Origin of the sequence: Glycomyces paridis (assembly GCF_004912155.1) — a bacterium.
Taxonomy (GTDB): domain Bacteria; phylum Actinomycetota; class Actinomycetes; order Mycobacteriales; family Micromonosporaceae; genus Glycomyces; species Glycomyces paridis.
This window is the reverse complement of sequence record NZ_STGX01000005.1, coordinates 25,868-37,565: the sequence shown is the minus strand read 5'-3', so window position 1 is coordinate 37,565 and position 11,698 is coordinate 25,868. Positions and strand designations below refer to the sequence as shown.

General features: G+C 71.5%; 8 protein-coding genes and 1 pseudogene. 1 reads left to right on the top strand and 8 read right to left on the bottom strand.

Annotation, left to right across the window (positions count from 1 at the left end):
- Nucleotides 1-91 precede the first annotated feature (91 nt).
- A pseudogene (locus tag E9998_RS27025) lies at nt 92-1,735 on the top strand (ATP-binding cassette domain-containing protein); the annotation flags it as partial.
- 291 nt (nt 1,736-2,026) lie between these two features.
- Here the strand turns inward: E9998_RS27025 and E9998_RS08135 are convergent.
- The 8 genes from E9998_RS08135 to E9998_RS08100 all read right to left on the bottom strand — a co-directional run bounded on the left by E9998_RS08135 (nt 2,027) and on the right by E9998_RS08100 (nt 11,678).
- On the bottom strand, nt 2,027-3,397 hold the full coding sequence (locus E9998_RS08135) for an MFS transporter (protein ID WP_136529218.1): 1,371 nt from the start codon (nt 3,395-3,397) through the stop codon (nt 2,027-2,029).
- A gap of 115 nt (nt 3,398-3,512) precedes the next feature.
- Nucleotides 3,513-6,143: an exo-rhamnogalacturonan lyase family protein gene (locus E9998_RS08130; protein ID WP_136529217.1), complete on the bottom strand. Its 2,631-nt coding sequence runs from the start codon at nt 6,141-6,143 to the stop codon at nt 3,513-3,515.
- Nucleotides 6,140-6,799 (bottom strand): DUF1961 family protein, encoded by a 660-nt coding sequence (locus tag E9998_RS08125; RefSeq protein WP_204745321.1) that lies wholly within the window; start codon nt 6,797-6,799, stop codon nt 6,140-6,142. The genes E9998_RS08130 and E9998_RS08125 overlap by 4 nt, the downstream gene beginning before the upstream one ends.
- The gene (locus E9998_RS08120; RefSeq protein ID WP_136529215.1) at nt 6,796-7,497 is read right to left on the bottom strand and encodes a rhamnogalacturonan acetylesterase; all 702 of its coding nucleotides are present in this window, start codon (nt 7,495-7,497) and stop codon (nt 6,796-6,798) included. The genes E9998_RS08125 and E9998_RS08120 overlap by 4 nt, the downstream gene beginning before the upstream one ends.
- Entirely contained in the window at nt 7,497-8,381 is an 885-nt protein-coding gene (locus E9998_RS08115) for a carbohydrate ABC transporter permease (protein WP_136529214.1), read from the bottom strand. Before E9998_RS08115 ends, E9998_RS08120 begins: the two co-directional genes overlap by 1 nt.
- Nucleotides 8,381-9,349: an ABC transporter permease gene (locus tag E9998_RS08110; RefSeq protein ID WP_136529213.1), complete on the bottom strand. Its 969-nt coding sequence runs from the start codon at nt 9,347-9,349 to the stop codon at nt 8,381-8,383. The genes E9998_RS08115 and E9998_RS08110 overlap by 1 nt, the downstream gene beginning before the upstream one ends.
- Nucleotides 9,350-9,417: 68 nt before the next feature.
- A complete protein-coding gene (locus E9998_RS08105) occupies nt 9,418-10,947 on the bottom strand; it encodes an extracellular solute-binding protein (protein WP_136529212.1) in 1,530 nt (509 codons plus the stop codon).
- Nucleotides 10,948-11,009: 62 nt separating this feature from the next.
- Nucleotides 11,010-11,678, bottom strand: coding sequence for a DUF624 domain-containing protein (locus E9998_RS08100; protein ID WP_158299736.1), 669 nt, complete (start codon nt 11,676-11,678; stop codon nt 11,010-11,012).
- Nucleotides 11,679-11,698: the final 20 nt, after the last annotated feature.

Here is an 11,698-nt window from a genome sequence, read left to right as displayed (position 1 = left end):
TCGCAATGCCGACAGCCCCCGGCGCCCCCGAGGCCTTCATTTCGTCGGCCCCGCTTGGGATGATGCCAGCCGAGCGAACTCAGGAGGTCGCATGCGGTGGCGCAGAGTACCGAGACAACGCAAGGCCGAGCAGGCGAGCGAGGACGCCGCGCCCGAAATGGAGGACGTCGCCTGGTACGCCCACGCCGAAGAGGCCGAGAACGCCTCCTTCTGGCGCATGGCCCGGCGCCTCCCCAGCCTCGTGCGCCAAGCCCTCGGCACCGCCTGGGCCGCCGCCCCCGGCCTCACCGTCGCCGCCCTCGCCCTCAACGTCGTCGCGGGCGTCGCCACCACGACCGCGCTCCTCGCCGTCGCCGACGTGACCACCGCCCTCTTCGCCGCCGCCCCCACCTGGGACCGCGTCCTCGCCGCCCTCCCCGCCCTCGCCCTCCTCGCCGGCGCCACCGCCGCCAAGGCCGCACTCGGCATCGGCGCCGGATACGCCCAGCAGCGCCTCAACCCCCTCGTGCTCAACCGCACCGAACGCGAGTTCTACCGCCTCGTCACCGCCGTCCCCCGCTCCGCCTTCGACGACGACGTGTTCGCCGACCGCCTCGAAGCCGCCAAGGACCGCGGCTCCCGCGCCGTCGTCGACCTCGTCGGCAACTGCGTCGACCTCGTGACCGGCGCGGTCACCGTCGCCGCCGTCGCCGCCGCCCTCGCCGTCATCGAACCCGTCCTCATCCCGCTCCTGTTCGCCGCCGCCCTCCCCACCGGCTGGGCCGCCGTCCGCTCCGCCCGCCTCATGTACGCCTCCAACCGCTCCCGCGTCTCCCGCCGCCGCCGACTGTGGATGGTCGAATGGCTCATGGGCGCCAGGTGGACCGCCGACGACCTCCGCTACCACCAGGCCGCCGCCTGGCTGCGCGACCGCCACCGCGCGATGGTCGACGCCGAGACCGAAGCCGACTTCGCCGTCATCCGCAGCCAGACCGCGACCCGCGCCCTCGGCCAGGCCGTCTCCGGCATCGCCGTCGCCGCCGTCTACGGCGCCCTCCTGTGGATGCTCGCCGCGGGCACCGTCCCCCTCGCGGTCGCCGCCGCCGCCGTCCTCGCCCTCGGCCAGGGCTCCACCGCCATGGCCAACCTCCTCGTCGCCGTCAACCAGGTCTACGAGGACGGCCTCTACGCCGCCGACCGCCACGAGTTCGACGACCTCGCCGCCGAGCGCATCGCCGCCCAACCCCACCTCGCCGCCCCCGCCCCGACCGCCGCCGACCCCCTCCCGGTGCCCGAGCTCATCGAAGTCCGCGACGTGTCCTTCCGCTACCCCGGCAAGCGCACCGACGCCCTCACCGGCGTCACCCTCACCGTCCGCCGCGGCGAGACCGTCGCCCTCATCGGCGAGAACGGCTCCGGCAAGACCACCCTCGCCAAACTCCTCGCCGGCCTCTACACGCCCACCTCCGGCAGCATCCTCTGGGACGGCGTCGACGTCACCCGCATCGACCCCGACCTGTGGCGACCGCACGTCTCCGTGATCGCCCAACAGGTCCAGCGCTGGCCCTTCACCGCCGAGACCTCGGTGCGGCTCGGGCGCTCCGCGGCGCCCGCCGACCCCGATCGCCTGGAGCGGGCCGCGCGCGACGCCGGGGCCCTCGAAATGGTCGAGGGCTTCGACAACGGCTGGAACCAGCTCCTGGACTCCCAGTTCCGCGCCGGCGTCGACCTCTCCGGCGGCCAGTGGCAGCGGCTTTCCTCGGCCCGCGGCCTCTACCGCGACGAGGAGGGCCTCCTCATCGCCGACGAGCCCTCCGCGGCGCTCGACGCGAGGGCCGAGGCCTCCCTGTTCGCGACGCTGCGCGCCCGCGCCGGGCGATCGGCCACCGTCCTCATCTCGCACCGGCTCCAAGGGGTCGTCCACGCCGACGCCATCGCGGTCCTGGAGGGCGGCAAGCTCATCGAGCTCGGCTCCCACGCCGACCTGGCCGCCGCCGGAGGCGTCTACGCCGAACTGTGGGGCCTCCAGTCGCGGGCTTACGTGGAGTTACGCGTCGACCTTCGCGGCCTTGTCCTCGTCCACCGCGGCCCGGTACCGGTCGCTGAGCCTGCGGTACTGCGGGGAGAGCATCGCGACGAGGGCGAGCGCGACGCAGCCGAGCCCGCCGAGGAGCAGGACCAGCGCGATGCCGCGCGAGTCGCCGGTGCCCAGGAGCCACTCCCACTTGGACTGCCCCTCCGCGGTGCGCATGTACGGGATGAGCCACAGCTCGGCGAGCGGGGCCACGAACAGGGCGGTGACCGGCGCGGCGGCGGCCTCGAAGGTCATCGCGAACCCGAACACGCGGCCCTGCCGCTCGAACGGCACCACGCGCTGGATGACGGTCTGCTCGGCCGCCTCGGCGGCCGGGATCAGCGCCATGAACAGCCACACGCCGAGGATGTACAGCCAGCCCCATTCGCGCAGCGTCGAGACCGCGCCCGCCGCGCCGAGCGCCACGACCACGAGCAGGATCGTGCGGATCGGGTTGCGCCCGACGCCCTTCTTCGCGACGACGGCGCCGCCCGCGATGAACCCGGTGGAGGCCACGGCGAACCAGAAGCCCCAGCCCTGCACGCCGAACATGTCGATGCCGTACGGGTCCATGACCGCCATCGCCACCCCGCCGAACAGGTTGTTGAGCGAGGTGAACAGGACGAGCGCGAGCAGGCCCGGTACGGCCCGGACGGCGAGCCAGCCGCCTCGCACGTCGACCCACGGCGACCCGGCCTCGGCGGGCGCGGGCCGTTCCTCGGGGAAGTGCAGCGGCACGAGGTGCACGAGCGTCAGCGCGAGCGCGCCGATGCCGAGCAGGAGCGTCCAGCCCATCCCGAGGAAGCCGACCGACAGTCCGCTGAAGACGCTGGTCACGAGCATCGCGACGCCCTGGACGGTCCCCACGAGGCCGTTCGCGTTCGCGTGGCGCTCGGCGGGCACCAGGAGTGTGACGGTGGTCGACAGCGCGATGGCGCGCAGCTGCTCGACCACGGCGCCCGCGAGCATGACGACCGCGAAGATCCAGAACCACGGCAGCCCGAGGTCGGCGATCCGGTCCTCGCCCACCGCGAAGAAGAACAGCGCGTCGAGGACGAACACCGCCAGCGCGGCGAGGGTCGCCCACACCATGACGGCCTTCTTGCGGAACCGGTCGACGAGGGTCCCGAAGAGCATGGAGAACAGGGCGGTGAAGAGCATGTACGAGGCGCCGATGACGCCGGTGGCGATGACGTTGCGCGTCTCGACGTAGATCCAGAACGTCAAGGCGAACCACAGGAAGCTCGTCGTCACGTTCGCGACGGCGGTGTTGACGAGCACCTGGAGGAACGTCCGGAAGCCCTCGTCGGAGCCGTTCGGTCGTTGCGCGGGCGCCTCGTTCATCGCGGTGTCCTCTCGGAGGGTCGGGCCCGTCGTGTCCGCGGGCCCCTACCGCTAAGACTGCCCCGCCCCGCCGAACTCATCGGTCCCGGCGGCGTCGCCGGGACCGATGAGAGGGCTACGCCTGCGGGCCCTTGAGCCGGTGGCCGATGAGCGCGAGGTTCTGGATCGTCGCGAGGCTGCACTGGGCGGCGTCGTTGGTCCACAGGGTGCGGGCCTCCTCGACCGGGGCGAGGACCTCGGGCGGCAGGACCCGCACGGCGATGAACGCCGCCTCGCCCATGAACTCGCCGCCGGAGTAGTACGCGTCCCAGGCGAGGTCGGCCAGGGCGTCGTCGCCGAGGCGGTTCGCGGCGTAGGCCGCGAGGCGCGAGTGCGCCTGCTCCAGGTGGATGCCGGAGAGCGGCGCGCCGAGTTCGGCGGTCTGCTGCTCGGGGGTGGCGAGGTAGAGGCGGCAGTACTGGAGCCAGGCCTCCTTGAACCCGGGGGCCTCGAGCTGGCCGGCGTCGATGAGGCCGACGAGTTCGCTGCACACCTCGACGAGCCCGAAGACGGCCGAGAGGTGGGAGACGGAGACGCGGTCGCGGTCGGTGTCGAACCGGCCGGTGTCGAGGTCGTAGAGGGCCTCGCCGGTGAAGAAGCCCTTCGGGAGGGCGCCGATGTCGCGCATGGTGCCCAGGAGCCGATCGCGCGAGCGCTCGTTCCCGGTGAGCTCCCAGTCGGCGAGCCAGGTCGCCGCCAGGGCGCTCCAGTCGGTGCCGAGCCCGACGGCGAGCGCGCGGCGTTCGGGCCGGTAGGTGGCGGCGTCGCGCCGGACCTTGCGGGTGGGGTCGACGGCCAGGAACGTGGTGTCGGAGTCGCGCAGCTCCAGCATGAGGTCGCGGGTGTGCTCGTCGCCGGTGAGGAAGTAGTGCGGGCGCCGGTAGGCGGGCGTGGAGATGCGCAGCTGCTTTGCGCTGCAACCCCAGTGCTGCACGTTGTGCCTGGTGCCGAGGCCCTGCCAGGGCCCGGCGTGGTAGACGTCGACGTCGCCGGTGTGGCGGGTCATGCGTTCGGCGAGGCGGTACACGTCGGCGCGGCCGGTGCGCAGGAACGAGGTCCACAGCCACAGGTCGGGGGAGAGTTCGGAGTTGTCCCAGGCGTAGCCGCCGACGTCGTAGCGCCAGGTGTGGCGGTCGGTGTCGTAGGCGTGCATGACGTCGCCGTAGTTCCAGAACCCGTACCAGGAGCGCTGTTCGACCTGGCCGACGTAGAAGTCGAGGAGGAACGAGACGCGGTCCTCCAGGGCGGCGCGGTGCGGGTCGGTGCGGTCGGGGAGGTCCCAGTCGCCGAGCATCCCTTGCAGCGCTTCGGGAGTAGGCGTCAGCTGCGGCCGCGTGACGGTGGCCCTGGTGATCCGCGCGAGCTCCTCGACCGGGGGCGTGGCGGCGAACGGGGTCACGGTCAGCTCGTGGGTGCGGCCGATGCCGTGCGCGGTGCCGAAGCCGGGTTCGTAGTCCTCGTAGGTGATCTCGAGGGCGTCGAGCTGGTCGGCGTAGGTCTCCTGGCCGAGGCCGTCGTGGTAGAACCGCAGGTCCATCGGGGCGGATTCGGGGGACCACAGCCAGGTCGCGAGGGTGGCGGCGTCGCCCGCGGCGCCGCGCACGTCGATCCCGGTGGGGTGGGACTGCCAGAACCCGTTGAGCCCCACGGCGAGTCCGCCGCCGGTGTCGCCGACGTAGGCGAGGCCGTCGGCGCGGGTGCCCTGGGCGACGTCGATCCAGGGCCGGTCGGGAGCGGTGCGCTTGTGGAGGGTGTAGCCGTTGGCGCTGAGCTGGCGCAGCGAGTAGTCGTCCCAGGCGGGAATCCAGCGGGAGAGGTCGCCGACGCCGCGCTCCCAGGTGTCGGCCGGGGGAGTGGCGCGGCCGTCCATCTGGGCCTCGCGGACGGCGGCGCCGGGGTCGCGGCGCATCCCGGTGAGGCCGCGCACGGCTTCACGGAGGAACCCGCCCTCGGCGCCGGCGATGCGCACGTGCCGGTCCTGCCATGCCGCGCGCAGCGGCACGGTGAACTCGACGCCGAGCGAGGAGAGGAAGTCGCGTTCGGGGTCGCCGTCGAACACGAAGGAGTGCACGAGTTTGAACGTCGGTGCGCCCGCGGCGAAGACGAGCCGCACGGTGAACGGCAGCCATGCGCGGCCGGTGTCGTCGCGGTGGACGCCTTCGACGCGCAGGACCGCGCGGAGCGGCCCGTCCTGCTCCACTGCGCAGCCCGTGACGTGGCCGGTCGCGTGGACGCGGCCGTGCACGTCCGGTTCGGGATGGTCCTGCCTGCTGGAGACGAGCCTGCCGCCGGTGGCGACCTCGTTCCCGCCGACGCGCATCGACCGGATGAACTCGGGCCCGGAGTCGGCGACGACGGTGGTGCCCGCGCCGGTGTCGACGGCGTACCCGCCGTCCACGGCGGTCACGGTGACGCGCACTGCCGCTGCGGCGGCCGGGCCGCGGACCACCCGGTAGCCCTCGGCGGGCTCGCCGTTGCCGAGCGCCACCCCCGCCCACTTCACGCTGCCGTCGGGCCACAGTGCGAGCGGCCAGGTCTGCGCGGGCACGGGCGCGCCGTCGCCGTCGTGGACGGCGAGGTCCCCGGCGTCGCGCACGGCTCCGGCGGGGAGCGGGACGCCGCAGGTGACGCCTCCGGCGGCGAGGTCGGGCGCGGCGTCGTCGAGCCAGCGGAGCGGTACGTCCACAGTGGTGGTTTCAGCGGTCATGGGAGTTCGGTCACCTCGAGGTTGCGGTAGTGGGCGACGAGGGGCGACATCTGCCGGAATCCGATGCGCCCCGCGCCGAGCGGCTCGTCGTCGTGGAAGGTGAAGAGGGTGAGGCCGTCGATCGCGAAGGACACGTCGGCGCCGCGCTTGACGACGCGGACGCGGTAGTGGCCCTCGGCGTCCTCGGGCCCTGGGAGCGGGTCGGCGCCCTGGGCCACCAGGTGGAAACCTGGGCTTTTGCGGAGGTTGCAGGTGCGGAAGCGCCGCTCGGCGGGCCATTTGCGGCGCAGGTAGGAGACGTGGAGCGCCGCGACGTCCCCGGAGTGGTACTGCGGGTAGTACCCGGTGCGCGGCGCCAGGGACGGGTCGAAGAGGTCCCTGCCGCCGGTGCCGGCCGCGGCGAAGAAGAGCATGGCGAGCCCTTCGCCCGCGAGCGGCTTGAAGTCCCACTCGACCGCGAGGTCGGGCCCGAACACCTCGGGGCACCAGTACGTGAAGTGGGCGTGGTCGCCGCGTCCGGCGGCGGTCAGCGCCGCCTCGTCCGCGGTGCTCGACAGCACCGTGCCGCCGTCCGTGTGCCGGACCCCGGCGGGCCCCTCGGCGGTCCAGCCGTCGAGGTCCGCCGGGGCGGCGAGCGGATTGCGGTAGGCGCTCAAGGCCGGACCATCCACTTTCCAAGCGGCTCTTCGTCGTCGCCGACGCCGCGCAGGGCCTTGAGCTCCTCGGCGACGAACCTGGCGACGGCCGCTGCGCCCGCGGTCGTGTAGTGCGTGTTGTCGTTCCCGAGCTTCTCGTCCACCTCCGCGCCGATCGCGGCGGCGGCCCCGTGGACGAACAGCGCGGCCGATTCGCCCTCGCCGAGCCACGTGTAGAGCCAGCGCGTGAACACGGTGAGGTCGACGACGGGGACGTCGAGCGCGCGTCCGAGCGAGCGGACCTCGGCCGGGTAGGGCCCGTGCGAGTACCTGAGCGCGCCGTCCTCGAACATGCGGCGTTCGACGCTGGTCGCGAGCACCGGGACGGCCCCGGCCGCTCTGACCTCGGCGACGAACGCGGTGATCCGCTCCCGGTAGCCGCCGCCCGAGGAGAGGGTCTCGGGCTGCTTCTGGTCGTTGTGCCCGAACTGGATTACGACGGTGTCGCCCGCCGCCAGTTCCCCGGCGAGTGAGTCCCACAGTCCTTCCTCCCGGAAGGACTCGGTGGTGGCGCCGCCCTTGGCGTGGTTGCGCACGTCCTCGTCCATGAACCGGCCGAGTTCGTCGCCCCAGCCGAGGAGCGGCAGGTCGGGGCGGCCGGAGGTGGCGCCGCCGTCGGTGGGGGCGACCGTGGAGTCGCCCGCGAGGTGGATCGTCATCAGCCCTTCACGCTCCCGATGAGCATGCCTTTCGCGAAGTGTTTCTGGAGGAACGGGTAGGCCAGGAGCACCGGGATCGTCGCGATGATGACCACGGCGAACTTGATGCCCTGGGCGGGCGGCGGCACGTCGGAGGACATCTCCTCGGCGGAGAGCGACGCGGCGGCCGTCACCTGGCGCAGGATCATCTGGAGCGTCCACTTGCTCGTGTCGCTGAGGTACAGCAGCGGCGAGAGGTAGTCGTTCCAGATGCCCACGGCGTAGAACAGCGCGAACGTCGCCAGGACCGGCTTGGACAGCGGGATCACGACGTGGCGCAGGACCTGGAGCTCGTTGGCGCCGTCGATCTTCGCCGACTCCTCCAGCTCCTGCGGGAGCTGCTGGAAGAAGTTCTTGATGATGATGAGGCTGAACGGGTTGATCGCCATCGGCAGGATGAGCGACCAGTACGAGTCGAGCAGGCCCAGGTCCTTGACCACGAGGAACGTCGGGATCATGCCCGCGCTGAACACCATCGTGAAGACGACGAGGCTGAGGATCGTGCGCCGCCCCGGCAGGTCGACTTTCGAGAGCGGGTACGCCATGAGCGCGGTGAGCGCCAGCTGCACGAACGTCCCGACGACGGTGACGGCGATCGTGGTGGCGAACGCCCGCACGATCACGTCCGAGGACAGGATCGACTCGTACGAGGTCGTGGTGAACTCGTTGGGCCACACGAAGAACGGCCTGGTCGTGATCTCCAGTTCGGTCGCGAACGACCCGGCGAGCACGTACACGAACGGCAGGATCGCGATGAGGCCCACGCCGGTCAGCAGGAGGACGTTGAAGACGTCGAAGACGCGTCCGGCGCGGGTGTTGAACCGCTTGTGGTTCGTGGCGTTCATCAGAAGATCCCCTGCTGGTTGAAGCGCTTGGCGAGCCAGTTGGTGCCGAAGATGAGCACGAGCCCGACGATGGCCTTGAACAGGCCCACCGCCGTGGAGTAGCTGTAGGCGCCCTGCTCGATGCCCGCGAAGTACACGTACGTGTCGAAGACGTCGGCGACGGTGCGGTTGAGCGAGTTCGACATGAGGTAGATCTGCTCGAAGCCGGTGTTGAGGATCTGTCCGGTCTGGAGGATGAGCAGGACCACGATCGTGGGGAGGATCGAGGGGATGGTGATGTGCCAGACGCGCTGCCACCGGCCCGCGCCGTCGATGACGGCGGCCTCGTACTGCTCCTGGTCGACGCCCGCGAGCGCGGCGAGGAAGATGATGGTGCCCCAGCCGGTGTTCTTCCAGACCTCCTGCATGAGGATGAGCGGCCGGAACCAGTCGGGGTCGGCGAGGAAGTTCGCGTCGGTGCCGAACGCCCACCCGAGGAACGTCCACAGCGGCCCGTTCCCGATCGCGAAGAGCAGCGCGGTGATCGAGACGACCACGGTCCACGACAGGAAGTGGGGGATGTACACCAGGGTCTGGACGGTGCGCTTGAGGATCTGGAGGCGCAGCTCGTTGAGCAGCAGCGCGAGCACGATCGTGAGCGGGAACGCGATGAACAGGCTCAGGCCCGCGAGGATGAGGGTGTTCTCCAGCAGGCGCGGGAAGTCGGGGTTGGAGAGGAACTCCCGGAAGTGGGTCAGGCCGACCCATTCGCTGCCGTCGATGCCGAGGAACGGGATGTAGTTCTTGAAGGCGATCCGGGCGCCGTACATGGGCCAGAACCGGAAGAGGACGAAGTACAGGACGCCGGGCAGCATCAGCAGGAACAGCCACCGGTAGCGGACCGCGTCGGTCCACAGGCGCCGTCGGCGGGCAGGGGTCCGCGAGGGGGGCGCGCCCGGTTCGCGGTCGACCTCCAGGACGGTCGTCATCGCAGTCTCCTTGGGGTTCGGCGTGCGGGACCGACCGGACCGACGGCCGGCCGGCCCCGCACGGAGGGTCAGTTCAGTTCGGCGTAGAGGTCGTTGATCTCCTGGGTGACCTCGTCACCGCCGCTGGCGTGCCAGTTGTCGATGGCGGCCTGGAGGCCGGCCTCGTCGATCTGGCCCGCGATGTACTGGATGCGGGCGTCGGCGATGATGGTGTCGAGCTGCGCGCCGTTGGTGGTGTACGTCGGCGAGACGAAGCCCGCGGCGGGGTTGAACACGGCGTTGGCGAGGTCTTCGGCCTGGAGGTCGAGCCGGAGCTGGTAGAGCGCCTGGTCGTATTCGGTCGGCTGCTGGAGCGGGTAGGCGTTGTAGCCGGCGACGTTCATGCCCAGCTGCGCCCAGGCCCCGGTGACCTGGTCGGTGAAGTCCTGCTTCGAGGTGTCGAACACGGCCACGCCGTCCTCGACGGTGAAGTTGTCGCCCTCGATGCCGTGGTTCATGAGGTTCTGCGCCTCGGTGGTGTTGAGCTCGTTGAGGGCCGTGAGGACCTGCTTGAGCTGCTCTTCGGTCTGCACGCCCGCGCGGGGCACGGCGAGGAAACCGGAGTACCCGGCGGTGGGCATCGCGAAGGTGCCGTTGGGGCCTTCGAGCTGGCCCGCGAGGCCGACGTACTTGTCGAAGTTGTCGGGGTCCTGCTCCTTGAACAGGCCCACGAGCTGGGCGGCGCGGGACTGGACGTCGAGGATGATGCCGCCCTCGCCGTTGAGGAACGGCTCGTTCCAGGTGGCGGGGTCCATCGTGGCGTAGTCGGCGTTGACGTACCCGTTGGAGACCAGGTCGCGCTCGTACTCCAGCGCCTGGCTCCACTCGGGGGTGGTGAAGGCCGGGACGAGCGCGCCGCCCTCCTCGGTCCACAGGTTGCCCGAGCCGTGCCAGACCTCGATGGCGTCGTACGGGCTGCCGTTGCCGATGCCGCCCCACATGGGATTGATCATCCCGTAGGTGTCGTCCTCGCCGTTGCCGTCGGGGTCGTCCTCGGTGAAGGCGCGGGCGATCTCGTAGAGGTCGTCGGTGGTCTCGGGCAGTTCGAGCCCGAGGTTGTCGAGCCAGTCCTGGCGGAGGATGACGCTGGAGCGGATGACGTCGCGGGCGCGGTAGACGCCGTAGACCTTGCCGTTGACGCTGGAGGCCTCCTGGACCTCGGGGTTCTCGGTGACGAGGTTCGGGTAGTCGCCCGAGGCGAGGTACTCGGTGAGGTCCCAGAACCCGCCTGCCTCGGCGGTCTGCACGAACGCCTGGTCCTTGCCCTGGATGACCATGACGTCGGGGATGTCGTCCCCGGCGAGCACGGTGTTGGTCTTGGCGCCGTAGTCGGTGTTGGGCACCCACTGGACGCTGATGTCGAGTCCGGCCAGCTCGCTGAGCGCGGCGTCGATCGGGTCGTCCTCCTCCGGCGGGACGGCGGAGAAGAACGGCGCCATGATGTCGAGGGACTCCAGCGGCTCGGCGCTGCCGGCGCCGTCGTCGGAGCAGGCGGTCGCGGTCAGCGCGAGGCTGCCCACGGCGAGGATCGCGACTGGTATGCGCTTTCTGGATCTCATCGGGGTCCTTTCGAAGGGGATTTCTTCGGTTGTCGGTCACGCCGGCGGGGTCGCCGGCTCGGTCAGGTCGCGGCCGGGAGGTTCCGGTCGTTCGCGGCGTAGAAGGACAGGCAGAGTGCGGTGCACAGGTGCACCCACGCGCCGATCGCGAGCACGGGCAGCAGCCCGGGCACGAAGGCGGTGGCCGCGACGACGAGCGCGGTCGTGGCGACGAGCAGGAGCGGCGCCCCGGGGAACCGGACGAGGAACGACCAGGCCAGGCGGATGCACCGCCCGCGCCGCAGCTCGTAGTGGGCGTCCATCGTCAGCACCAGCACGAGGTGCGCGACGCCCACCGCCGCGGCCGCCACGAGCGCGGCCCGCAGCCAGCCCGTCCCGGGCCGGTCGGTGAGCGCGATCAGGTTGAGCCCCAGGCACAGCAGCACGGCGGCCGAGGGCGCGGCGAGGAGGTTGGCGTGGACGAACTGGCGCCGCCACCGCGAGGCGAAGTCGCGCACGACCCGCTGCACGTCCCCGCGCAGCCGGGCCCGGCTGCAGGCCGTGGCGGCGGCGAGCGCTGGCGCCCATCCGGCGACGACGCCGCCCGCGACGGTGAAGGCGATCACGAGAAGGTTGAGGAGGCCGACGTACGCGACGGCGTCGACCCAGCCGTACCAGCGCTCGACCCGCGAGGCGCCCTTGGCGGGGCCTTCGGGGGCGGCGGGTCCGCGGGGGGACTCCAGCGTCGTCATGCGTGTGCTCCACATCTTCG

Bases quoted from the DNA above. Each gene is read 5' to 3' on its own strand.
- E9998_RS08135 (WP_136529218.1), bottom strand. From the start codon at position 3,397: ATGAACGAGGCGCCCGCGCAACGACCGAACGGCTCCGACGAGGGCTTC.
- E9998_RS08130 (WP_136529217.1), bottom strand. From the start codon at position 6,143: ATGACCGCTGAAACCACCACTGTGGACGTACCGCTCCGCTGGCTCGAC.
- E9998_RS08105 (WP_136529212.1), bottom strand. From the start codon at position 10,947: ATGAGATCCAGAAAGCGCATACCAGTCGCGATCCTCGCCGTGGGCAGC.
- E9998_RS08110 (WP_136529213.1), bottom strand. From the start codon at position 9,349: ATGACGACCGTCCTGGAGGTCGACCGCGAACCGGGCGCGCCCCCCTCG.
- E9998_RS08115 (WP_136529214.1), bottom strand. From the start codon at position 8,381: ATGAACGCCACGAACCACAAGCGGTTCAACACCCGCGCCGGACGCGTC.
- E9998_RS08120 (WP_136529215.1), bottom strand. From the start codon at position 7,497: ATGACGATCCACCTCGCGGGCGACTCCACGGTCGCCCCCACCGACGGC.
- E9998_RS08100 (WP_158299736.1), bottom strand. From the start codon at position 11,678: ATGACGACGCTGGAGTCCCCCCGCGGACCCGCCGCCCCCGAAGGCCCC.